The organism is Bradyrhizobium sp. USDA 3315 (genome assembly GCF_054056795.1).
In genome coordinates, this window is record NZ_JBSRYP010000001.1 from 8029632 (window position 1) to 8051952 (window position 22321).

Consider the following 22321-nt stretch of genomic DNA (forward strand, 5'->3'; position numbering starts at 1 on the left):
CGCCCCTCCACTTTCATTCGAGCCATGAGGATTGTGCTATGACGAGTACGACGTGCCTTTCCCCCAATCGAGTTTGGCCAATCCGCCCCGCACTCGGCCTTGCCGCAGGCCTCGCCCTTGCCGCTGCGGTCGCGCCGGCTGCGGCCGAGACGCCGTGGTTTCCGATGAAGGTCTACGACGCGTCGTCCGGCACACCGAAGCCGGCCGAGTACACGCCGCTGCCGAAGGCCGAGAAGCCCTACAGGCTCTGCGTGCTGTTTCCGCACATGAAGGACAGTTTCTGGGTCGCCGTCGCCTATGGCATCGTCAAACAGGCCGAGGCGATGAACGTCAACATGAACCTCTACGAGGCCGGAGGTTACGAGAACCTGCCGAAACAGCTGTCGCAATTCGATGACTGCATGGCGAGCGGGCCGGACGCCATCATCGTCGGCGCCATCTCCGGCGCAGGCCTCAGCAAGAAGTTCGAGGAAGCCAAGGCCAAGGGCGTGCCGGTCGTCGGCGTCACCAACCCGCTTCCGCCGAACGCGCTGCCCGCGGCCAACTACGTCGACTTCGTCGCCATGGGCGAAGTCACCGGCGCCGGCCTGCTGGCGCAATCCAAGCCCGGCGACAAGCTCAACATCGTGACGTTCCCCGGTCCGGCCGGCTCTGGCTGGGCGGAGTCGTTCAACGAAGGCTTCAAGAAGGCCGTTGCCAAGAACCCGAATGCCAAGATTCTGGCTGAGAAATTCGGCGACTCCGGCGTCGCCGTGCAGCTTCAGCTCATTCAGGACGCCTTGCAGGCCTATCCCGGCATGAACGTGATCTGGGGTACCGCCCCCACCGCTGAAGCCGCCATCGGCGCCGTTGCCGAGGCCGGCCGAAGCGACCTGAAGATCGTATCGTCTTACGAAAACCAGGCCATGCTTGACGCGCTCAACCGCGGCGACATCCTCGCCTTCGCAACCCAGTATCCGGTCGGAGAAGGCGCCGTCGCGATCGATCAGGCGGTGCGTCTCATCGAGAAGAAGCCGGTCATGAGCCTTGTCCAGCCGATCGCCGCTGTCATCGACAAGACCACCGTACCGAAATTGCAGATGGACCTCGTGCTGGCTCCGGCGAGTTGGACACCGGTCTATTCGGTCAAGGCCAAGTAAGCCGCTCGCGAATGATGCCGGGTGGGAGCACCTGCTCCCACCCGTCTTGCTCACGGCCCAACGGAGACGCGGATGGATGTCGAGATTGACCCGAAGCCTGCCGAGCCTCTGCTTCGATTGCGGGGGATATCAAAGCGCTTCACCGGCGTTCGCGCGCTCGACCGGGTCGACCTCGACGTTCGTGCCGGCGAGCTTCATGTCCTGTTCGGCGAGAACGGTGCCGGCAAATCGACCCTGATCAATGTCGTCTCGGGAACGTTTCCGCCGGACGAGGGCACGTTCCATTTTGGCGACGAGGAGATCCATCATCTCACGCCGCAGCGGGCCCGCACGATCGGCATCAGCCCGGTCTTTCAGGAGTTCTCGCTGATCCCGAGCCTCACGGTGGAAGAGAACCTGTTCCTCGGCCGCGAGGTCACCCATGGCGGCGTGCTGCGCTCGCGCGAGATGCGCAAGCGCGCCAGAGCGCTGATCGACGAGCTCGGCTTCGATCTCGATCCGGCGCAGCGGATCGACGACCTTTCCCGCGCGCACCAGCAGATGGCCGAAATCGCCAAGGCCCTGCTCGGCCGCGTCCGTCTTTTGATCCTTGACGAGCCGACCGCCTCGTTGACCGAGCGCGAGACCGGACGGCTGTTCGAGCTGATCGCGCGTCTGAAGAGCCAGAATGTCGGGCTGATCTATGTCTCGCATCGCATGCGCGAAATCCGCGCCCTTGCCGACCGTGTGACGGTGCTGCGCGACGGCCGCCACATCCAGACCCTCGACGCCGCCGGCTCGACCGACGGCGAGCTGGTGGAGCTGATGACCGGCCGCAGGATCGACCTGCTGTTCCCGGCCATCGCCCACCGACCTGACAAGGTGATGGTCGACATCGAAAACCTGACGCTCGCGGACGGCAGCGTTCAGGAGGTGAATTTCCATGCCCGCGCCGGCGAGATCACCGGCATCGCCGGTCTCGTCGGCTGCGGCAAATCGGAGCTGATCCGCGCGGTCTACGGCATCGAGCCCGCGGCATCAGGCGTGATCCGGATCGACGGTCTGCCTTACGAATTCCCGACCCCGAGGCAAAGCCTCAAGCGCGGCATCGCCTATTTTCCTGCCAATCGGGTTGCCGAAGGGCTCGCGCTGTCCCGTCCGATCCGCGAGAACGCATCCATGACGGTGCTCGACCTGCCCGCGTTCGCGCGCTTCGGCGTGCTGCGGCAAGCCGCCGAACGCGCCACGATCGCGGACATCATGGAGCGGTTGCAACTGAGGCCGCCGAACATCGAACGGAGCGCCGGCGCGCTGTCCGGCGGCAACCGTCAAAAAGTGATGCTGGCACGCGCGCTCACGCGTGAGCTGACCGTGTTCCTGTTCGACGAGCCGAGCGTCGGGATCGACGTCGGCGCCAAGCTCGAGGTCTACCAGTTCATGAAGCGCCTGGTCGAGGCCGACGCCGCCGTGATCGTGGTGTCGTCGGAATTGCCGGAGGTTCTGGCGCTGTCGAACCGGCTCTACGTCATGCATCACGGCCGCGTCGCCGCCGAGCTGAGGGGCGCCGAGAAGACCGAGCAGAACGTGCTGTCGAGCTTCTTCCGCGACCATCTCGCCGCGGAGGTCGCGTGAACACCGCGCTGGTCACCGCAAACCCGCAAGGCGCGATCGGCCTGCGATCGATCGCAGGCCGTGTCGGGTTCCTGCCGGCCCTGCTGGTCTTGCTCGTCGCCGGCATGTCGGCGATCGATCCGCAGTTCTACGGCATCATCAACATCCTCAACATCCTGCGCAACGCGTCGCTGCTCGCGATCGTCGCCTGCGGTCAGGCGCTGGTCATCATCGCGGGTGGCTTCGATCTTTCGGTCGGCGCCGTCGTGGCGCTCGCGAGCGTCGTCACCGCCAAGACCATGGCCGCCGCAGCCACCGCGTTTCCCGGCAACAACGCCCTCATCATTGCCAGCGGGATGGCGGCCGGACTCGGCTCCGGGGCCGTAGTCGGGCTCGTCAACGGCTTCTGCGTGGCGAAGCTCAAGGTATCCGGCTTTGTGGTGACCCTGGGCACGATGTCGGCGACTGCGGGCGTCGGCCTGATGATCACTAACGGAATCCCGGTTTACGGCATGCCCGATATCTTCGTGAAGGGCTTTGGGCGCGCCCAGGCGCTCGGCCTGCCGACCGCCGTCCACGTCGCGCTGGTCATCATCATCGTGATGGTGTTTGCGCAGCGGCGCACGCTGTTCGGCCGTTACATCTACGCGATCGGCGGCAATGTCGATGCGGCCATCGTTTCGGGCGTATCGATCCAGCGCCACGTCGTCGGCACCTACGTTGTCTCGAGCATGCTCGCGGCATTGACGGGCATCCTGCTGACCGCGCAGGTCGGCTCCGGCCAGGCCAGCTTCGGCGGCGACCGGATGATGCTGCAATCGATCGCAGCCGCCGTGATCGGCGGCGTGAGCTTGCGCGGCGGCGTCGGGCGCATCGAAATCGTCGCCATCAGCGCCCTGTTCCTGACCATCCTGGGCAATGCGCTCAACCTCCTGCACGTCGACTCCCGGCTGCAGCCGGTCTTTCTCGGCGTCATCATGGTCGCGGCCGTGGCGCTGGACGAACTCAGCCGACGGAGCAAGGCTCGTGTCTGACCTCGAATTGTCCGTCGCCGCCAAGAACGCGGATCGCCCGAAATTGGCGCCGGGTCGCTGGCTCTGGAGCGCAGTGCTGCCGGTCGCATTGGTGGCCCTGTTGCTCGGCTTCGCCACGGTCGACCGCGGCGTGTTGTCGCCGGCCAACCTGCTCAACATCGCGCAACAGAGCAGCTATCTGGCCCTGTTCGCGATGGCCCAGACCGTGGTGATCCTGACGCGCGGCTTCGACCTCGCACTCGGCCCGACCGTATCGATGGTGAGCGTCGGCACCGCGCTGGCGATGGCCGGCGCGACGGCGTCGGGCCATGGTACAGGCGCCGTGCTGCTCGCCGGGCTCGCTGCCGGCTTCGTGCTCGGCACCGCGTGCGGGCTCTTCAACGGCGTGGTTATTGCGCTGCTCGGGGTCAACCCCTTCGTCGCAACGCTCGGCAGCTACAATATCGCGATCGGGATTGCGACCACACTGTCGTCCGGACGGCCCGTGCAAGGCGTGCCGGCGCCGTTCTCGCAGATCTTCTACGGCGGCAGCGTCTTCGGAATTCCGGCGGCCATCGCGATCACGGTCGGGGTCGGCGCCGTGCTCCATTGGACCCTGACGCGGACCGTGTTCGGCCGTTCGCTTTACCTCATCGGCACCAACCCGCGCGCAGCGGCGGTCGCCGGCCTGCCGGTCAAGCGCACCCTGATCGCGACCTATGTGCTGTGCTCCGGGCTTGCGGCGCTCGGCGCGATCATGATGACGGCGCGGACCGGATCGGGCGAGCCGAACCTCGGCGGAGCGCTTTCACTGCAGGCGATTGCCGGCGCCGTGGTCGGCGGAACAAGCCTGGCAGGCGGGCGCGGTGGGGTCGGCACCGCGGTGCTCGGCGCCCTGTTCATCACCATTCTGTCCAACGGCATGAACCTCACCCGGATCGACGGGTACGTCCAGATGGTCGTGCTCGGCGCGATCGTCATCGTCGGCGTTCTGCTCGATCGCCTGCGACTGGAGCGACGCCAATGACGACGGGTTCTCCCATGCAGAGCGTCGCGGGCGAGACTGCACCTGCCTCGATCTACGTTGCGCCCTCGCTCGCTTCCGCACTCGACGCACTGAGCGAATTCGGCACAGCCGGCGCTGCCTTTGCCGGTGGCACATGGATCATGCGGTCACCGATCCGCCACGAGCGGTTGAAGCCGCACTATGTCGCGATCGGCAAGATCGCCGAGCTGACCGCGGTTCGTATCGACAGCGATGCAATCGAGATCGGCGCGGCGGTTACGCATGCGGCACTCGCGGCGGCCCTGGCCCATCATGCGGAATTCGCGGTCCTGGTCGACGCCGCCGGCCGCTCCGCCAATCCCGCGATCCGCGCGATGGCGACGATCGGCGGCAACCTTGCGACGTCGGAATTCGCCGCCGCGGATTGCGTGCCGGCGCTGCTCTGCCTCGATGCCCAAGTTGAAATGTCGGCCCGCGACGGCCGCGAGCGCATCGGCCTGGCGCATTTCCTGAAGATCCGATCGTCCCTTCCCCCCGGTCATCTGGTGACGCGGATCATCTTGCCGCGGTCGGCGCGCAGAAGCGCCCATGCCCGCCTGCCGCTGCGTAAATCGGGTGACTACCCGGTCGCCATCGTCAGCCTGTCGGTCAGCATCGATGCAGCGGGCCGTGTCCAGGCGGCGCGCGTCGCGGTCGGTTCAGTCGAGCCGGTGGCGCGCCGCTGGGAGCGGCTCGAGGCAGCGCTGATCGGACGCCTGCTCGATGCGGCGGAGGCAGCGCAGAGTGCGGCCGCGTTGGCGGACGACTTCGTCGGCCGCGACAGCGTCGATGCCCCTGCCTGGTATCGGGTCAGCGTGCTACCCGGTCTCGTCCGCCGCGCTGCGATCGCAGCGCTTGGCTCCTGAACTGGAGGGGATCGACATGGGATTCAAGCTGACCGTAAACGGCGATCATCTTTCTTCCGCGGCCGATCCCGCCACTCCGCTGATCGACATTCTGCGTGAGGAGATGCATCTGACCGGCGCGAAACCGGTCTGTCGCGAAGGCTTTTGCGGTGCCTGCATGGTGCTGGTCGACGGCGAGCCGACGCCATCGTGCCTGCTGCCCGCCGCGCTGGCCGATGGCCGCGAGATCCGCACCGTCGAAGGCCTTGCGCCTCACGGCGAACTGAACCGCGTCCAGGCGGCCCTCGAGGCCAGTGATGCCGTCCAATGCGGCATGTGCTTTCCCGGCATGGTGGTGAGCCTGACGCATCTCTTGACGACCCGGCCCGACGCCACCCGTGACGATATCCGGGCGGCACTGACCGGGAACATCTGCCGCTGCACGGGATACGAACGCATCGTCGAGGCGACGCTGCTCGCCTTGGTCACGGCATAATCGGGAGGCGCAAGCATGTCCGACGTTTCCGCGACGATGGATCTGCGCCGGCGGGACGCCGCCGACAAGCTGCGTGGCCGCACGCGCTACACCATCGATCGATATCTGCCGGGCATGCTGCACGCCGCGGTGCTGCGCGCCGGCGTGCCCTCGGGGCGGATCATTCGTCTCGACACGTCGAGGGCTGCCCGCATGCCGGGGGTACGTGCGATCGTGACGGCAGAAGACGCGCCCGGCATGATCGGAATCGGCATCGCCGATCACCCGCTGTTCGCCCGCGATGTCATTCGCTACGACGGCGAACCGCTTGCCGCGGTCGCAGCTGTCACGTTGGCGCAGGCGCAGGCTGCGCTTGCGGCGATCGACGTGGAGATCGAGCAACTCCCCGCGGTGCTGACCATGGCGCAGGCGCTGGCACCAGATGCGCGGCTGGTTCATCCGGACTGGCGCGGCTATGAGGTCCTGGTCGAAGGCGGCGCGCGTGCGGGCAATGTCGCCTGGGAGGCGACCGTCGTTCGCGGCGACGTCGACGCCGCCTTTGCGCGGCCTGACGTCGAGATCGTCGAAAGTTTCTATCGCGTCGGCCGGCAGAACCACGTGGCCTTCGAGCCGCGTGCGGTCGTCGCAAGCTACGAGGACGGCCGCTTCCATATCGAGACGTCGACGCAGGTTCCCTGGAGCGTCCGCAATGCAACCGCGCGCGCGTTGGGCGTGCCGGCATCGCAAGTGCGCGTCACTGTGCCGCCGGTCGGCGGCGGCTTCGGTCTCAAATTCGATCTGGCGGTTGAGCCCTTCGCCGCCCTCCTCGCCCGCGCCAGCGGCCGGCCGGTTCGCCTCGTCAATTCCCGCGAGGACGAGATGCTGACCTGCCTGTTCCGCGAGAACGCCGATATTCGCATCCGCTCGGCGGTGACGCGCGACGGAGAAATCGTGGGCCGCGAGGCGGTCGTGCTGATGGACTGCGGCGCCTATGGCGGCGAACAGATCTTCCTGACCACCATGACCGCACACACGCTCGGCGGAAACTACAGGCTCGGCAGCGTGCGCATGGTCTCACGCGCGGTCTACACCAACACGGCGCCGAACGGTGCGTTCCGCTGCTGCAACGGCGTCTACAACACCTTCGCGCTCGAGCGGCACACCGACGAGATCGCAGCGCGGATCGGAATGAATCCGCTTGCTTTCCGGCGCCGCAACGTGCTCGGCGACAAGGATCTCGGCGCCACCGGCCAGGTATTCGAAGGCGATGTGCTCGGCCCAATGCTCGACCGGATGGATACGTTGCGCGACGCGGCAGCGCCGCTGCCGGCGCGCACCGACGGCAAGCTCCTTGGACGCGCGACCACCGTCGGCACCTGGTTCGTCTTCGTCGGCCCATCGGCCGCGACGGTGAACATGAATGCCGACGGCACGGCGACCCTGGTCACGTCGGGTGTCGAGATCGGATCCGGCTCGATGATGCAGAGCCTGCCGCAGATCGTTGCCAGCACGCTCGGCATCGCGCCCGAGCAAGTGATCGTCCGCGCCGCCGATACCGATGCGGCCGGTTATGATGTCGGCGTCGGTGGCGGCCGCACCACCGTCTCGCTCGGCGCCGCCAGCCTGTCGGCGGCACAGGAGGTCCGCACGAAGCTTTTGAGGATCGCCTCCGAGATGATCGAAGCCGCGCCCGGCGATCTCGTCATGCGCGATGGTCGGATCGAGATCGCGGGCGCGCCGGGCTCCGGCCGCACCGTCGCGGAGGTCGCGACCCGCGCTCAAGCGCTGGGCGGACCGGTCGCCGGCACCGGCGCCTTCACCGGCGCCGGCGTGCCGGCGATGCCCGGTTGCGTTGCCGGTCATTTCATCGACGCGATCGACATCCCCGTCTTCGCCGTCCACGACTGCGAGGTCGCCGTCGATCCGGAGACCGGGCATGTCGAGGTGCTAAGCTATCGCGTGGTCCAGGACGTCGGCCGTGCGCTGAATCCACGCGCAATCCACGGCCAGATCCAGGGCGGCGTCGTGCAGGGCCTGGGCTACGCCCTGCACGAGGAGGTGACGATCGGCAGCAATGGCCGTGTCAGTCAAAGCGGCTTTGAGACTTACCGCGTACCGCTTGCGCTCGACGTCGTACCGGTGGAGATCAGCCTCTATGAGGGCGCGGCGTCGGTGGGGCCGCTCGGCACCAAGGGCGCCGGCGAGGTGCCGATCCTCAATGTCGGCGCCACCGTCGCATGCGCCATTGCCAACGCGACAGGAAAGCGGGTGCAGGAATTACCCCTGACGCCGCCGCGCGTGCTCGAGCTTCTGCTCGAGCGCAAGCCGGGTCTGGCGCTGTCTCACATCGCCGAGGTGTGGGCAGACAACCTTGTTCGTCCTCACCAGTGGCCCTAGGAACATCAGAGAATGCCCAGCAAACAATCCGAACGCTGAGCGACCGACTTGGGCACCAGGCGCCTGATTCGTGGCGGGTAAGCGCTGCCGTCTCCGCGCCGACCAAGCCCACGACATTTTCGTCCATTCCCTTCCATGGAGCTCAGGCAGCCGCGACCTCGTGGCCTGCCATGACCTCCAGCGCTCTCAGAATAGCGGAATGGTCCCAGCTTTTGCCGCCGAGGGCGGTACAGGCGTTGAACAGCTGCTGGGCTGCGGCAGTGCCTGGCAGCGACAAGCCGAGCGCGCGCGCACCTTCCAGCGCGAGGTTGAGATCCTTCTGATGCAGCTCAATGCGGAAGCCCGGATCGAAATTGCGCTTCAGCATGCGATCGCCGTGCACTTCGAGGATCCGGGACGACGCGAAGCCGCCCATCAACGCCTGGCGCACCAATGCGGGGTCGGCCCCGGCCTTGGAGGCGAACAGCAACGCCTCGCTCACCGCCTCGATGGTCAGCGCCACGATGATCTGGTTCGCAACCTTGGTGGTCTGGCCGTCGCCATTGCCGCCGACATGCGTGACATTCTTCCCCATCGTTTCAAACAGGGGCTTCATCGCATTGAACGCCCGCTCCCGCCCGCCAACCATGATGGTCAGGCTGGCCGCCTTTGCGCCAACTTCACCGCCGGAGACCGGCGCGTCGAGATAGTCAGCTCCGAGCGCATCGATCCAGCGTGCAAACTCCTTCGTCGCCAGCGGAGAGATCGAGCTCATATCCGTCACGATCATGCCTTTGGAGATACCCTCCGCGACGCCGCCTTGACCGAACAGCACGGCTTCGACATGCGGAGTGTCCGGTACCATGACGATCACGGCGTCCGCCTCCTGCGCCACCTGCTTGGCGGACTCGCAAGCGATGCCGCCGGCCGCGATCAACTCAGGCGCAACAGGTACGACGTCGTGCAGGAACAGGCGATAGCCGGCAGCCAGGAGGTGGCTGGCCATCGGACGTCCCATGGTGCCAAGTCCGATGAATCCGATGTCTTTCATTGTCGTTGCTCCCTGTCAGCCGGATGAAGGCGTTTTTCCGGCGAGCGACTCTCGGCTCGCGTGAAGAAACCGCGTTAAATAAAATTCCAGAGCTCCGTCCCGATTCAATCGGAACGGAACAGGCTCTAGGTCACGAAAGTCTGTGCGGCGTGCCAGCCCAGGCTCTCGAGCGTGGTCGTCCGCGGCTTGTATTCGCACCCGATCCAGCCCCGATACCCGATGCTGTCGAGATGCTTGAACAGATAGGAGTAGTTGATTTCGCCGGTTCCCGGTTCATAACGGCCCGGATTGTCGGCGAGCTGGACATGCGCGATGCGGCCGAGATGCTTCTGCAGGGTCCGCGCGATATCACCTTCCATGATCTGCATGTGATAGATGTCGTACTGGATGAACAGATTGGATGAGCCAACCTCGGAAATGAGCTGCACCGCCTGTTCCGTACGGCTCAGGAAGAAGCCGGGAATATCGAGCGTGTTGATCGGTTCGACCAGGAGCTTGATGCCATGCTGGGCGAGCGCGCCTGCGGCGAAGCGCAGGTTGGACACGAGGACTTCCTGCAGGTCTGCCCTATCCGTATCGGCTGGAGCGATGCCGACCAGGCAGTTCAGCTGCCGGCAATCCAGCGCCTTTGCGTAGTCGATCGCGCGCACCACGCCGTCGCGAAATTCGTCGACCCGATTGCGCAGGATGGCAATGCCACGCTCACCGGCGGCCCAGTTGCCGGCTGGAAGATTGTGCAGCACCTGGGTCAGCCCACAGCGCGCCAATTCCTCCCGCAACGCGCCCTTTTCGAAGTCATAAGGAAAAAGATACTCGACTGCGTTGAAGCCGGCCGCCTTGGCGGCCGCGAACCGATCGAGGAACGGCAGCTCGTTGAAGAGCATGGTGAGATTGGCGGCAAATTGAGGCACGGGTCGTATCTCCGCTTGAAGCGCTGAAAGATGTGGTCAGGCCGGCAACAGCGTGCCGGATCGTGACGCACTCGGCACGTCATCGAGCGGAAGATCGAGCACCTCCTCGAACTCGACGATGTTGTCGATCTCCGTTCCCATGGCGATATTGGTGACTCGCTCGAGAATGAACTCCACCACCACGGGCACGCGATGCTTCGTCATCAGCTCGCGTGCGGTCGCGAACGCCGCCTGCGCGTCATTCGGATCGGTGACCCGGATCGCCTTGCAGCCCAACCCCTCCGCGACGGTCACGTGGTCGACGCCGTAAACGCCGATCTCGGGCGCGTTGATGTTCTCGAACGAAAGCTGGACGTGATAGTCCATGTCGAAGCCGCGCTGCGCCTGCCGGATCAGGCCGAGATATGAATTGTTCACGACGACGTGGATGTAGGGCAGATTGAACTGCGCCCCGACCGCGAGCTCCTCGATCAGGAACTGGAAGTCGTAGTCACCCGACAGCGCGACGATGTCGCGGTCGGGATCGGCGGCACGCACACCAAGCGCGGCCGGCAGTGTCCAGCCGAGCGGACCGGCTTGGCCAGCATTGATCCAGTTGCGCGGATTGTAGACGTTGAGGAACTGGGCCCCAGCGATCTGCGACAATCCGATCACGGTCACGTAGCAGGTGTCGCGGCCGAAGGCTTTGTTCATTTCCTCGTAGACGCGCTGGGGCTTGATCGGGATGTTGTCGAAGTGGCTCTTGCGCAGCATCGAACGCTTGCGGTCGCGACAGGCGGCGGGCCAGGCCTGCCGATCGCGCAGCCTCCCGGACTTCCGCCACTCCCGGGCAACGCTCACGAACATTTCCAGCGCAGCCTTGGCGTCGGAGACGATACCGAGGTCCGGATTGAAGACCCGCCCGATCTGCGTAGGCTCGATGTCGACATGCACGAATTTGCGGCCCTTCGTGTAGGTCTCGATCGAGCCGGTATGCCGGTTGGCCCAGCGATTTCCGATGCCGAGCACGAAATCGGATTCGAGCATCGTGGCGTTGGCGTAGCGATGGCTGGTCTGCAAGCCGACCATGCCTGCCATCAGCGCATGATCGTCAGGAATAGCGCCCCATGCCATCAGCGTCGGGACGACCGGAACGTTGACCGCTTCGGCGAAGGCGACCAGCAGCTCGGATGCATCGGCGTTGATGACGCCGCCTCCGGCCACAATCAGCGGCCGCTCCGCGGCGTTCAGCATCTCGAGCGCCTTCTCGATCTGCTTGCGCGTCGCCGTCGGCTTGTAGACCGGCAGCGGTGAATAGGTCTCGTCGTCGAACTCGATCTCGGCCAGTTGCACGTCGAGCGGAAGGTCGATCAGCACCGGTCCCGGCCGCCCCGACCGCATGACATGGAAAGCCTGGCTGAACACGCGCGGCACCAGCGCCGGCTCGCGCACGGTGACGGCCCATTTCGTCACCGGCTTTGCGATCGCCTCGATGTCGACGGCCTGGAAGTCCTCCTTGTAGAGCCGCGCCCGCGGCGCTTGACCGGTGATGCAGAGGATCGGAATGGAATCAGCGATCGCCGAGTAGAGGCCGGTGATCATATCGGTGCCGGCGGGACCCGATGTGCCGATGCAGACGCCGATATTGCCCGCCTTCGCCCTGGTATAGCCTTCCGCCATATGCGAGGCGCCTTCGACGTGCCGCGCCAGAATATGCTGGATCGAGCCGTTGCGCTTCAGTGCGGAGTAAAGCGGATTGATCGCCGCGCCGGGAACGCCGAATGCGCACGCGATCCCTTCGCGTTGGAGAATGCGCACTGCTGCATCGACTGCTCGCATCTTCATGTGATGATCCCGCTTCGCTATGAGTTGGCCTGAGCAGGATCATCGGGCCCGCGAGCATCGATCTCAACGCAATCGATTGGAATTTCCGCGCTGTGGCAACGCTCGCGATTTCTTGCGCGTCCTCAAGCGATTAGCGTCAGCGTAGAAATGGAAATTGTTGCGGACGGAATTGCAGCCAGCCTTACGCCTGCGCTTGCTGCGTGCGGTTCCCGCGAAGTTCGGCCGTGAGTTCGGCTGCGATCCGGTGCACGATCGTACCGATCTCCGGCAAGCGTTCGTTCGTCAGCCTGTCCGCCATGCCCGATACCGAGATCGCGGCATATGGCTCGTTGCAGTCGTTGAAGACGACCGCAGCTACGCAGCGCAGGCCGAGGCGCGCCTCTTCATCATCCACCGCATAACCCTGACGCCGCACGCTCTCCAATTCCTTGAACAACTCGCCGGGCCGCACGATCGACTTTTCCGTCAGCCGCGGCATGCCCTGACGGCGAATGATCGCATTCACGTCGGCATCGGAATAGGTAGCCAGCACCGCCTTCCCCACTCCGGAAGCGATCATTGCGACGCGCCCACCCACCTTGGTCAGCGAGCGCATGATCTCGCGGCTTTCGATGCGGGACACGACGATGATGGATTCGTCATCGACCACCGCAAGGTTGGCCGTTTCCCTGGTCTGGTCGCGCAGCTTGCGCAGATAAGGCAGTGCCTGCGCGGCAAAATTCCGCCGGCGCACAAAGGTCGAGCCGACCACGAAGCTTTGCGCGCCGATGTGCCACTTGGACTCCTCGCGGTCGAATTGAACGAACCTGCGGTTCTCGAGCGTGGTCAGCAGCCGATGTACGGTCGAGGGCGACAGGCCGGTGCGGATCGCCAGATCGGTCAGCCGATAGCCTTCATCATCCTCTGCAAGTGTCTCCAGGATTTGCATGGCGCGATCAACGGACTGAACACCGCCGTCGCGCGCGTCCGGCTCCGGCTGCGCGCGAAGATCGGGGTCGGACGGCTTGCGCCGGATCGGCTCTCTTTTCATCACGACTTGCCCCTAACCGGTTGCAGTTCAGAACGAAATTGCTCGTCGAGAACGAGCGTCACAATTGGCATATGGCATACCAAAAGACCTTGGAGTCAAGGCGACAGTATTCGCGAATAGGTCAGTATTTTTGCCATTCTTCTTACCAAATGGCTCGATTCTTTTGTTTGACTTCTGGAATAATGTATACCACGATCATTTCACGACGATCCAAACAAACAACCGGGAGGACGATGCCATGTACGTCGGGGACATCCTTCGCGCCAACAATGCGCACGTGGTGACGATCGGCTCGAACGAAACCGTAAGCATTGCGGCGAACCTGATGTACGCGAGCAATGTCGGCGCCCTCGTGGTCAGGAACGCCTCGCGCAGCAAGGACGCCGCCGTGATCGGAATGTTCAGCGAGCGCGACGTCGTCGCTGTGATCGCCGAGCGCGGCACCAATGGACTTGCCATGAAAGTCGCGCAGTTTATCTCGCCGCGGCCGCTGCTATCCTGCAATTCGCAAGATGCGCTCACGGATGTCGAGCGCCTCATGGCCCGTCATGGGATCCGCCATGTCCCCGTCATCGACAACGGCCGGCTCGTCAGCGTCGTGAGCATGCGGGACATCACCCTTGCTTACGAGGAAGCCGCCTGCGCGGCCTGACGGACTTTCCCAAGGCCATTGCCACGCTACTCGGTTCGAGCCGCTGCGGCTCCTGCTGTGTCCCCACTCTGCTTGCGAGGATCGAATGAGAATCTGCATCTACGGCGCCGGCGCGATCGGCGGCTATCTCGGTGTCGAATTTATGCGCGCTGGTGCCGATGTCAGCCTGGTCGCGCGGGGTGCGCATCTCGCCGCAATGCGGCAGAACGGCCTGAAGCTCCTGATCGGCGACGAGGAGCGCGTCGTGCATCCTCACTGCACCGATAACCCCGCCGAACTCGGCGAGCAGGATTACGTCATCATTTGCCTCAAGGCGCATTCGATCACCGGCGTCATCGAGCCCATGCGGCCGCTGCTGGGCGATCGGACCCGCATCGTCACCGCCGTCAACGGCATTCCCTATTGGTATTTCCACAAGCACGGTGGTCGGCACGAAGGATCGACGCTCGAGAGCATCGATCCTGGCGGTCAGCAGTGGAACGAGCTCGGCCCCGAGCGCGCCATCGGCTGCGTGGTGTACCCCGCCACCGAGATCGAGGCGCCCGGCGTGATCCGCCATGTCTACGGCAACAACTTTCCGCTGGGCGAGCCCTCCGGCGAGATCACATCCGACGTCCAGAAACTTTCCGAGCTGTTCGTGGCCGCGGGCATGAAAGCTCCGGTCCTCGACCGTATCCGTGACGAGATCTGGCTCAAGCTGTGGGGCAACGTCTGTTTCAACCCGATCAGCGCCCTCACCCACGCGACGCTCGACGTGATCTGCAGCAATCCGGGCACGCGCGCGCTGTCCCGGGCGATCATGCTGGAGGCCCAGGCGATCGCGGAAAGCCTCGGCGTCAAGTTTCGGGTCGATGTCGAACGCCGCATCGAAGGTGCGCGCAAGGTCGGCGCGCACAAGACCTCGATGCTGCAGGATCTCGAGCGCGGACGTCCGGTCGAGATCGATCCGTTGATCACCGTGGTGCAGGAGATGGGCCGGATGACAGGAATCGCGACGCCCGCCCTCGATGCGGTGCTGGCCCTGGTCGCGCAGCGCACCAGGCTGGCCGGCCTCTATGACGGGGCGGCCGGCGCCGCAGCAGCAGAAACGCTGGCGGTGGCGTGATCCCGATGAGCAATGTTACGCGCTGGGTCCGCTTCCGCCACCATGCCGAAATCGGCTTCGGGCAACTCATTCCATCCGGCATCTCCGTGCACGAAGGGGACATGTTCGGCGACATGCGACCGACTGGACAAACGCTGGCGCTGGACAACGTCGAGCTGCTCGCCCCGACGCAACCGAGCAAGGTCATCGCGCTCTGGAACAATTTTCACGCGCTTGCGGAGAAGCTGAAATCACCTGAGCCTGCCGAACCGCTGTACCTGTTGAAGGCGCCGACCAGCGTCACCGCGCCTGGTGCCGTCATCAGGCGTCCCTTGGGCTATGATGGCAAGACGACCTACGAAGGTGAACTCGGCATCGTCATCGGCAAGAGCTGCACGGCGGTCGCGCCCGAGCAGGCCGACGCCTTCATCTTCGGCTACACCTGCACCAACGACGTCACCGCCGCGGACATCCTCAATCGCGACCCGACCTTCCCGCAATGGGCGCGGGCCAAGGGCTTCGATGGATACGGCCCGTTCGGCCCCGTGATTGCGTCAGGCCTCGACCCCGCACGCCTCGTGGTGCGCACCATTCTGAACGGCGTCGAGCGCCAGAACTACCCGATCGCGGACATGATCTTCAGCGCACAGACGCTGGTCAGCAAGATCTCGCACGACATGACGCTGTTGCCGGGCGACCTGATCTGCTGCGGGACATCGATTGGCGTCGGGGTGATGAAGGAGCCCGTCAACACGGTCACCGTCGCGATCGACGGAATCGGCGAGTTGACCAACGAATTCCGTCAGTAGGCTGCGGCGGGACGACAACCCGACGCAGCCGGCCCAAACGACGATTATCTGCCTTAGGAGCGTACATGATCTCCACGAACCCGGCATCATCGCCCGGCGGCTTCCGCTGGCTGCAACTGGCGATCGGCATCGTCTGCATGGCGATGATCGCCAACCTGCAATATGGCTGGACGCTGTTCGTTGATCCGATCGACGCGAAGTTTCACTGGGGCCGTCCGGCCATCCAGCTCGCCTTCACGATTTTCGTGATGACGGAGACATGGCTTGTGCCGGTGGAGGCCTGGTTCGTGGACAAATACGGCCCCCGCATCGTCATCATGTTCGGCGGGCTGATGATCGGGTTGGCCTGGATCATGAACTCATACGCCTCCTCTCTCGTCACGCTTTATGCGGCAGCTGTCGTCGCGGGCATCGGTGCCGGCGCCGTCTACGGCACTTGCGTCGGCAATGCCCTGAAATGGTTTCCGGACCGGCGCGGCCTGGCCGCAGGAGCAACCGCCGCCGGGTTTGGCGCCGGTGCGGCCCTCACCGTCGTACCGATTGCCAACATGATTGCCGCCAGCGGCTACCAGAGCACCTTCCTGACCTTCGGGATCGGACAAGGCCTCATCGTCATCCTGCTGGCCTGGTTCGTCCGGCCACCGCATGGCGTCGAAGCACCCAGGAAAAAGCGTCTCAATCTGCCGCAGAGTGCGATCGACTACACTCCGCCCCAGGTGTTGCGCACCCCGGTCTTCTGGGTCATGTACGTGGTGTTCGTCATGGTGGCTTCCGGCGGCTTGATGACCGCCGCGCAAATCGGGCCGATCGCCCATGACTTCAAGATCGCGGACACGCCGGTCACCCTGGCGGGCTTCCAGATGGCGGCACTGACGTTTGCCATCTCGCTCGATCGCGTCTTCGACGGTTTCGGCCGTCCGCTCTTTGGCTGGGTCTCCGACAATATCGGGCGCGAGCACACGATGTTCATCGCGTTCGCGACAGCGGCGCTGATGTTGCTGACGCTGTCCACCTACGGTCACATTCCGGTTGTCTTCGTGCTGGCCACGGCGATCTATTTCGGCGTCTTCGGCGAAATCTACAGCCTGTTTCCCGCGACGTCGGGCGACACGTTCGGCGCCAAATATGCAACCACCAACAACGGCATGCTCTACACGGCGAAGGGCACGGCGGCGCTGCTCGTGCCGCTCGCGAGCATCATCTCTTCCCAGCTCGGCTGGCAGGCCGTGTTCATCGTCGCGGTTGCACTCAATGCGACCGCTGCCCTCACCGCGTTGTTCCTGATCAAGCCGATGCGGCGCGCGTTCATTCTCGGCAGTGAAGCGACGGCAAGTGCCGCAATCGCTCGCGCAAAGGTCTTTCCCGGTGAAGGCGGTCGACTTGAGGCACCCATGTCTTACGACCGTCTCGAGAAGGCGCCATAACAAGAGACCTATCGGCCGGAGCGCAAGCGATTGAACGACAGATGGACGGATGTGCGGGCTCGGACCGCCCTGCGGCGAATCTTCGACGCCGCCATCGCGAGCGCCGATCCGAGGATCACGATTGCCGACGCCCTGCCGGCAAAGCCGAGGGGCAGATGCATCGTCGTCGGCGCGGGTAAGGCGTCGGCGGCAATGGCTGCGGGCCTCGACGCGGCATGGCCTGACGTCGCGCTTTCCGGCGTCGTCGTCACGCGCCACGGCCATTCGGTTCCAGCCGGCCGTATCGAAGTGCTCGAAGCGTCTCACCCCGTGCCGGATGACACGAGCAGGACCGCGGCCCTTCGCATGCTGCGCGCCGTCGAGGGGCTTTCTGCAGACGATCTCGTCATCGCCCTGATGTCCGGCGGTGGCTCGGCGCTGATGACCCTGCCGGCATCTCCGATGACTCTCGCCGACAAGCAGGCGGTCAACCGGGCACTCCTTGCAAGCGGCGCGACGATTGCCGAGATGAACGTCGTCCGCAAACATCTGTCCGCGATCAAGGGCGGTCGGCTGGCGCTGGCCGCCCGTCCCGCCCGCGTCACGACCCTTGTGATCTCAGACATTCCCGGCGACGATCCCGCGGCGATTGCCTCCGGTCCCTCGCTGCCGGACAGCAGCACAAAAGCCGCTGCGCTGGAGATCGTTGGCCGGTTTGCCATCGACCTGCCGGAAGCGGCGCGGCTTGTGCTTGAACAAGCTGACGAGACACCCAAGCCCGGCGAGATCGATGCCGACGTCCGCATCCTTGCCGCTCCATTCCATGCGCTTGACGCTGCGGCCAACGCCGCCCGGGACGAAGGCCTGACGCCGATCATCCTTGGAGACGCGATCGAGGGCGAGGCACGGGAACTCGGAACCGTGATGGCCGGCATCGCCCGGTCGGTCGCGGGGCATGCACAGCCGGGCCCTGCCCCCGCGGTGCTGCTGTCCGGAGGCGAGACGACGGTGACGATCGGGCGCGGTCCGGCGGGACGCGGCGGCCGCAACACCGAATTCCTGCTGGGGCTTGCCGTCGCCCTGTCCGGCGCATCCGATATCTGGGCCGTTGCGGGCGACAGCGATGGAATTGATGGAACGGAAGATGCGGCTGGCGCTTTGATCGGTCCGGATACGCTGCGGCGCGCCGCCGCGAATCTGCTTGACGCGCGGGCGCATCTGGCTGCCCATGACAGCTACACGTTCTTCGACCGCCTTGGAGACCTCGTGCGCACCGGGCCGACGCTTACGAACGTCAATGATATCCGTGCCGTGCTGATCGCAGCCGGCCAACCACCGACGAGGTGATCCATGCGTCGTCATCGACGAGCCAAGATCGTTGCAACCGTTGGTCCAGCAAGCAGTTCCCCCGAGATGCTCGAGGCGCTGCTGCTGGCGGGCGTCGATACGTTCCGCCTGAACTTCAGTCACGGAACGCAGAGCGATCACGCACGCATTCACGCGGCGATCCGAAAGCTGGAACAGGAAGTCGGCCGGCCGATCGGCATCCTGATGGACCTGCAGGGTCCGAAGATCCGCGTCGGCACCTTGCGCGATGGAAAGATCGCCGCAGTGGCCGGAGAGACCATTCGGTTCGTCTTGTCCGGATCGGAAGGCGACCGAACCGCAATTCCCCTCCCGCATCGGGAGATCTTTGCCGCCGTTGCCCCCGGCCATGACCTTCTGATCGACGACGGCAGGGTCCGCGTTCGCGTTACCGGGCTCGGTGACGATTTCATCGAAGCCAAGGTGATCGTCGGCGGCACGATCTCGAATCACAAGGGCGTCAATCTGCCGGGCACGGTCCTCGATCTTTCACCGCTGACCGCGAAGGATCGCCTTGATCTGGAGTTCGGCCTGAAACTTGGCGTGGATTGGGTTGCCCTGTCGTTCGTGCAGAAGCCCTCCGATATCATCGAGGCCAGAGGCCTCGTCGGGGACCGCGCCGGTCTGATGGCCAAGATCGAGAAACCGGCAGCGCTCGAACGGATCGACGATATCATCCAGCTGTGCGACGCCATCATGGTTGCGCGGGGGGATCTCGGCGTCGAAATCCCGCATGAGGACGTGCCGGGGCGCCAGAAGGAGCTGGTGCGGGCCTGCCGTCTCGCGGTGAAGCCCGTGATCGTCGCCACGCAAATGCTGGACTCGATGGTCGCAGCCCCGACGCCGACACGTGCGGAAGTCTCGGACGTTGCGACCGCCATCTATGACGGCGCAGACGCAGTGATGCTGTCGGCGGAGTCCGCGACAGGCCGATATCCGCGCGAGGCGGTCGAGATGATGGACCGCATCATCCGCAGCACCGAACAACACAAGATGTACCGCTCGATCGTCGAGGCGACCCAGCCCGGCGAAGAGCAAACGCCACCGCATGCCGTGGCAACGGCGGCGGCCGATCTCGCCTCCGTCGTTCACGCCGCAGCCATTGTGGCCTATACGTCGAGCGGTACCACGGCCGCACGCGTCGCGCGCAAGCGGCCGAGCCGCCCGATCCTCGCCATCACCCCAAGCCGCGAAGTGTCCCGCCGCCTGTGCCTGCTTTGGGGCGCTCACAGCGTGCTTTCCGACGACGTTCAGAGCTATGAGGAGATGGTCGAGCGCGCAACTGCATTCGCGCAAGCAGAGCAGTTTGCATCGAGCCGCGATCTGCTGGTCGTGGTCGCCGGCATTCCCTTTGGACAAGCGGGAACAACCAACAATCTACGGGTCGTATCGCTCCCCTGAGAGAGCCGTCAGCCCGAGCGATTGCCTCATCGGCGCGCCGCACGGCAAGGTGTGAGCGATGGTCGCGCACATCCCGATCGCCTAGGTCAGCATCGAGATGATCGACTGAAGCTGATCGGATGCTGACGTCACGAGCCCGTCGAACGAGGTCTGGCCGTGAGCCGCGGCTCGCAGGATGCATTCGGCAACAGCGGCCTTGAGACCGAACACGGATTGATCCGCCGGCACGCTTGCCATGACCGCATCCAACGCATCGCGCATCGTCTGGATCAGTTCGGCGCTGTACTTCATGGCTGTCCCTCCGCAGCCTCAAAATAGGCTGGCTGTACGGAGTCGCCACTCACAAGCGCGCGATTCCAAGTTGCCTTTTCTTAATGCAGTGACAGATACGTGAACCGGCGAGCGTTAGAGGTCTCTCTCGGCAAGCTTGCGAAACGCATCGGGCACCGAACGAACCGCCTCCAGCGCCGCTGAACCATATCCGATCGCCTCCCAGCCAAAGCGATCGCGGATCTTGTCGATCGCACGGTCCGCCGCCCATCGGGCCATCCCTGTCGGACTTCCAGGGCGAAGCGCTTCGTCCTCCAGTCCGAGTGGAAGCTCCAATGCAAGATCCCAATGCTCCTCGAGATGCGACACCGAGATCGCCAGCAGCGAGATGATCTTCTCGCCGGGATGGTCGGCAAGTGCAGCGCGCACGAGATTCTCGGCGAGCCGGGCCAGGACGATGGTCGTGCACACCGGCGCATCGAGCGTCATCGAGCGCGTCACCGACTTCAGGTCGGCGAAACGGACGCGCACCGTCACGGTTCGTCCAGGCCGTGATTTCGCCCGAAGCCGCGTGGCGACGCGGTCGGCGAGATGAAGCAGCGTGGGCCGGATGACTTGCTCGATCGCAGGCTTTCGGCCAAGCGCCGATTGTGCCCCCGCCGATCGCGCGCGCCGGTGTGGCTTGAGCTGTCGCGGATCGCGATTCCAGGCCAGCGCGGCGAGTTTCTCGCCCGCTGCCGGACCGAGCAAGTGCGTCAGTGACCGTTCCGATAATTTGGCGAGCTGACCGATCGTCGCGACGCCGATCGCGTCCAACCGCATCCTGGTGACTGGCCCTACTCCCCACATCAACTCAACCGGCAATTCGTGAAGGAAGCTCAGCTCGGCGTCGGGATCAACGACGACGAGTCCGTCGGGCTTTGCGACCTGCGAGGCGATCTTCGCCAGATGCTTGGTGCGGGCGACGCCGACCGAGATCGGAAGGCCGAGCTCGCTGCGCACGCGCCACCGGATCGACGCGGCTATTTCGGCAGGCGTTCCGAACAGGTGAGTGCAACCGGCAACGTCCGCAAACGCCTCGTCGATCGAAATTCGCTCGACCAGCGGCGTGAAGTCGCCGATCACCTTGATGGCCGCGTCACCCAGCCGCTGGTAATCGCTGAAATGGCCGCCGACGAAAACAAGTTGCGGGCACAGTTGACGCGCTTCCCGCCCCGACATGCCGCCATGCACTCCGAAGGCCTTGGCCTCATAGGACGCCGCAAGCACAACTCCGCCCCCGACGGCGATCGGCTTGCCGCGCAGCGACGGCTCGAGCAGTTGCTCGACCGATGCGTAAAATGCATCCAGGTCCGCATGAAGGATGGTGGCTGCGGCTGCCATCTCGCCCCCTCATCCCTGACCTGACCGAAGCCGCCGGTGGAAATGGCTGATATCGTGACGCTGATCGACAAGCGCGAAGGGGCACCGAAGAAGCGCGGCCCCTATAAAAAACATCTAGCGACCACGAACTGAGGTGGTTTTGCCTCGAAGTCTCGCCAAGGCCCTCCTCGATCGGCGCAGTACAACTGTGCTTTGCGCAAGCACCCTATAGCTGTGTTCAAGCGACTCAAGCACGTATCGATCGGATCGGTCCCTAGTATCGAGTTTTGCGCTACGGCAACGCTCAGCTAGTTCTAGGTATTCTTTCAAGACGTTCATGGAACGTGAAGCCAGCACGCGTCGGTTAGTTCCTAACTGGCTTTAGAACAAAATAGGAACATTCTGAAATCGTGTCAATCCACCAACGTCGTCGCGGCCGCTGGCGCCGCGAACGACGCCAGGTCGTCAACGCGCGTTGCGACCCTGCGCGCGCGCGTGCCGCGCCAGGGATCTGCCGGCACTTCGTTCAGCCGGCTTCGCCCCATCGCCCCCGATCTCGGCCGCGGGAGATCGAAGTGGGAGTTGCTGCGAGGCATGAAGGCGAGGCACGTCGGCCGATCGTTCGAGATGCATGACGGCGGCCTCTGCGATGGACGACCGCACGCAGCTTGCGCGT

At 64.7% G+C, this 22321-nt stretch carries 19 protein-coding genes; 13 read left to right on the plus strand and 6 right to left on the minus strand.

Translation table 11 applies throughout. The annotated features are described in order from the left end of the window. The first annotated feature begins 38 nt into the window (after positions 1–38). From torT to ACVIYL_RS37850, 7 genes are all read left to right on the plus strand, one after another. Positions 39–1139 (plus strand): TMAO reductase system periplasmic protein TorT, encoded by a 1101-nt coding sequence (gene torT, locus ACVIYL_RS37820; RefSeq protein WP_057017107.1) that lies wholly within the window; start codon positions 39–41, stop codon positions 1137–1139. Between the two features lie 72 nt (positions 1140–1211). After that, positions 1212–2750: a sugar ABC transporter ATP-binding protein gene (locus ACVIYL_RS37825; protein WP_253609291.1), complete on the plus strand. Its 1539-nt coding sequence runs from the start codon at positions 1212–1214 to the stop codon at positions 2748–2750. Beyond that, a complete protein-coding gene (locus ACVIYL_RS37830; RefSeq protein ID WP_253609292.1) occupies positions 2747–3763 on the plus strand; it encodes an ABC transporter permease in 1017 nt (338 codons plus the stop codon). Before ACVIYL_RS37825 ends, ACVIYL_RS37830 begins: the two co-directional genes overlap by 4 nt. Beyond that, the gene (locus ACVIYL_RS37835) at positions 3756–4769 is read left to right on the plus strand and encodes an ABC transporter permease (protein ID WP_253587235.1); all 1014 of its coding nucleotides are present in this window, start codon (positions 3756–3758) and stop codon (positions 4767–4769) included. The genes ACVIYL_RS37830 and ACVIYL_RS37835 overlap by 8 nt, the downstream gene beginning before the upstream one ends. After that, entirely contained in the window at positions 4766–5653 is an 888-nt protein-coding gene (locus tag ACVIYL_RS37840) for an FAD binding domain-containing protein (protein WP_253609293.1), read from the plus strand. Before ACVIYL_RS37835 ends, ACVIYL_RS37840 begins: the two co-directional genes overlap by 4 nt. A gap of 16 nt (positions 5654–5669) precedes the next feature. Next, a complete protein-coding gene (locus tag ACVIYL_RS37845) occupies positions 5670–6128 on the plus strand; it encodes a (2Fe-2S)-binding protein (protein ID WP_253609294.1) in 459 nt (152 codons plus the stop codon). Between the two features lie 15 nt (positions 6129–6143). Continuing rightward, positions 6144–8504 (plus strand): xanthine dehydrogenase family protein molybdopterin-binding subunit, encoded by a 2361-nt coding sequence (locus ACVIYL_RS37850; protein WP_253609295.1) that lies wholly within the window; start codon positions 6144–6146, stop codon positions 8502–8504. Positions 8505–8646: 142 nt separating this feature from the next. Here ACVIYL_RS37850 and ACVIYL_RS37855 read toward each other — a convergent pair whose 3' ends face one another. The 4 genes from ACVIYL_RS37855 to ACVIYL_RS37870 all read right to left on the minus strand — a co-directional run bounded on the left by ACVIYL_RS37855 (position 8647) and on the right by ACVIYL_RS37870 (position 13299). After that, entirely contained in the window at positions 8647–9534 is an 888-nt protein-coding gene (locus tag ACVIYL_RS37855; protein ID WP_253609296.1) for a 2-hydroxy-3-oxopropionate reductase, read from the minus strand. 125 nt (positions 9535–9659) lie between these two features. Next, a complete protein-coding gene (gene hyi / locus ACVIYL_RS37860) occupies positions 9660–10445 on the minus strand; it encodes a hydroxypyruvate isomerase (protein ID WP_057017099.1) in 786 nt (261 codons plus the stop codon). A 36-nt stretch (positions 10446–10481) separates the two neighbouring features. Then, positions 10482–12269 carry a glyoxylate carboligase gene (gene gcl, locus ACVIYL_RS37865; RefSeq protein ID WP_456780927.1) on the minus strand — a complete coding sequence of 596 codons (1788 nt, stop codon included), beginning with the start codon at positions 12267–12269 and terminating at the stop codon, positions 10482–10484. A gap of 181 nt (positions 12270–12450) precedes the next feature. Beyond that, positions 12451–13299 (minus strand): IclR family transcriptional regulator, encoded by an 849-nt coding sequence (locus ACVIYL_RS37870; RefSeq protein WP_225159455.1) that lies wholly within the window; start codon positions 13297–13299, stop codon positions 12451–12453. 238 nt (positions 13300–13537) lie between these two features. Here ACVIYL_RS37870 and ACVIYL_RS37875 point away from each other — a divergent pair, with 238 nt between their 5' ends. The 6 genes from ACVIYL_RS37875 to pyk all read left to right on the plus strand — a co-directional run bounded on the left by ACVIYL_RS37875 (position 13538) and on the right by pyk (position 20013). Then, positions 13538–13951 carry a CBS domain-containing protein gene (locus tag ACVIYL_RS37875; RefSeq protein ID WP_253610049.1) on the plus strand — a complete coding sequence of 138 codons (414 nt, stop codon included), beginning with the start codon at positions 13538–13540 and terminating at the stop codon, positions 13949–13951. Positions 13952–14036: 85 nt separating this feature from the next. After that, the gene (locus ACVIYL_RS37880) at positions 14037–15056 is read left to right on the plus strand and encodes a 2-dehydropantoate 2-reductase (RefSeq protein WP_253609299.1); all 1020 of its coding nucleotides are present in this window, start codon (positions 14037–14039) and stop codon (positions 15054–15056) included. Between the two features lie 5 nt (positions 15057–15061). Then, on the plus strand, positions 15062–15844 hold the full coding sequence (locus ACVIYL_RS37885; RefSeq protein WP_253609300.1) for a fumarylacetoacetate hydrolase family protein: 783 nt from the start codon (positions 15062–15064) through the stop codon (positions 15842–15844). Between the two features lie 65 nt (positions 15845–15909). Continuing rightward, entirely contained in the window at positions 15910–17268 is a 1359-nt protein-coding gene (gene oxlT / locus ACVIYL_RS37890) for an oxalate/formate MFS antiporter (protein ID WP_229190205.1), read from the plus strand. A 30-nt stretch (positions 17269–17298) separates the two neighbouring features. Further along, positions 17299–18594, plus strand: a complete 1296-nt coding sequence (locus ACVIYL_RS37895) for a glycerate kinase type-2 family protein (protein WP_456780928.1) — start codon at positions 17299–17301, stop codon at positions 18592–18594. A 3-nt stretch (positions 18595–18597) separates the two neighbouring features. After that, the gene (pyk, locus tag ACVIYL_RS37900; protein WP_456780929.1) at positions 18598–20013 is read left to right on the plus strand and encodes a pyruvate kinase; all 1416 of its coding nucleotides are present in this window, start codon (positions 18598–18600) and stop codon (positions 20011–20013) included. Positions 20014–20094: 81 nt separating this feature from the next. Here pyk and ACVIYL_RS37905 read toward each other — a convergent pair whose 3' ends face one another. Beyond that, positions 20095–20304 (minus strand): hypothetical protein, encoded by a 210-nt coding sequence (locus ACVIYL_RS37905; protein ID WP_016846027.1) that lies wholly within the window; start codon positions 20302–20304, stop codon positions 20095–20097. 114 nt (positions 20305–20418) lie between these two features. Further along, positions 20419–21666, minus strand: coding sequence for a DNA polymerase IV (dinB, locus tag ACVIYL_RS37910; RefSeq protein ID WP_456780930.1), 1248 nt, complete (start codon positions 21664–21666; stop codon positions 20419–20421). Between the last annotated feature and the right edge of the window lie 655 nt (positions 21667–22321).

Bases quoted from the DNA above. Each gene is read 5' to 3' on its own strand.
- torT (WP_057017107.1), top strand. From the start codon at position 39: ATGACGAGTACGACGTGCCTTTCCCCCAATCGAGTTTGGCCAATCCGC.
- ACVIYL_RS37825 (WP_253609291.1), top strand. From the start codon at position 1,212: ATGGATGTCGAGATTGACCCGAAGCCTGCCGAGCCTCTGCTTCGATTG.
- ACVIYL_RS37840 (WP_253609293.1), top strand. From the start codon at position 4,766: ATGACGACGGGTTCTCCCATGCAGAGCGTCGCGGGCGAGACTGCACCT.
- ACVIYL_RS37845 (WP_253609294.1), top strand. From the start codon at position 5,670: ATGGGATTCAAGCTGACCGTAAACGGCGATCATCTTTCTTCCGCGGCC.
- ACVIYL_RS37850 (WP_253609295.1), top strand. From the start codon at position 6,144: ATGTCCGACGTTTCCGCGACGATGGATCTGCGCCGGCGGGACGCCGCC.
- ACVIYL_RS37855 (WP_253609296.1), bottom strand. From the start codon at position 9,534: ATGAAAGACATCGGATTCATCGGACTTGGCACCATGGGACGTCCGATG.
- gcl (WP_456780927.1), bottom strand. From the start codon at position 12,269: ATGAAGATGCGAGCAGTCGATGCAGCAGTGCGCATTCTCCAACGCGAA.
- ACVIYL_RS37870 (WP_225159455.1), bottom strand. From the start codon at position 13,299: ATGAAAAGAGAGCCGATCCGGCGCAAGCCGTCCGACCCCGATCTTCGC.
- ACVIYL_RS37875 (WP_253610049.1), top strand. From the start codon at position 13,538: ATGTACGTCGGGGACATCCTTCGCGCCAACAATGCGCACGTGGTGACG.
- ACVIYL_RS37880 (WP_253609299.1), top strand. From the start codon at position 14,037: ATGAGAATCTGCATCTACGGCGCCGGCGCGATCGGCGGCTATCTCGGT.
- ACVIYL_RS37885 (WP_253609300.1), top strand. From the start codon at position 15,062: ATGAGCAATGTTACGCGCTGGGTCCGCTTCCGCCACCATGCCGAAATC.
- oxlT (WP_229190205.1), top strand. From the start codon at position 15,910: ATGATCTCCACGAACCCGGCATCATCGCCCGGCGGCTTCCGCTGGCTG.
- pyk (WP_456780929.1), top strand. From the start codon at position 18,598: ATGCGTCGTCATCGACGAGCCAAGATCGTTGCAACCGTTGGTCCAGCA.
- ACVIYL_RS37905 (WP_016846027.1), bottom strand. From the start codon at position 20,304: ATGAAGTACAGCGCCGAACTGATCCAGACGATGCGCGATGCGTTGGAT.
- dinB (WP_456780930.1), bottom strand. From the start codon at position 21,666: ATGGCAGCCGCAGCCACCATCCTTCATGCGGACCTGGATGCATTTTAC.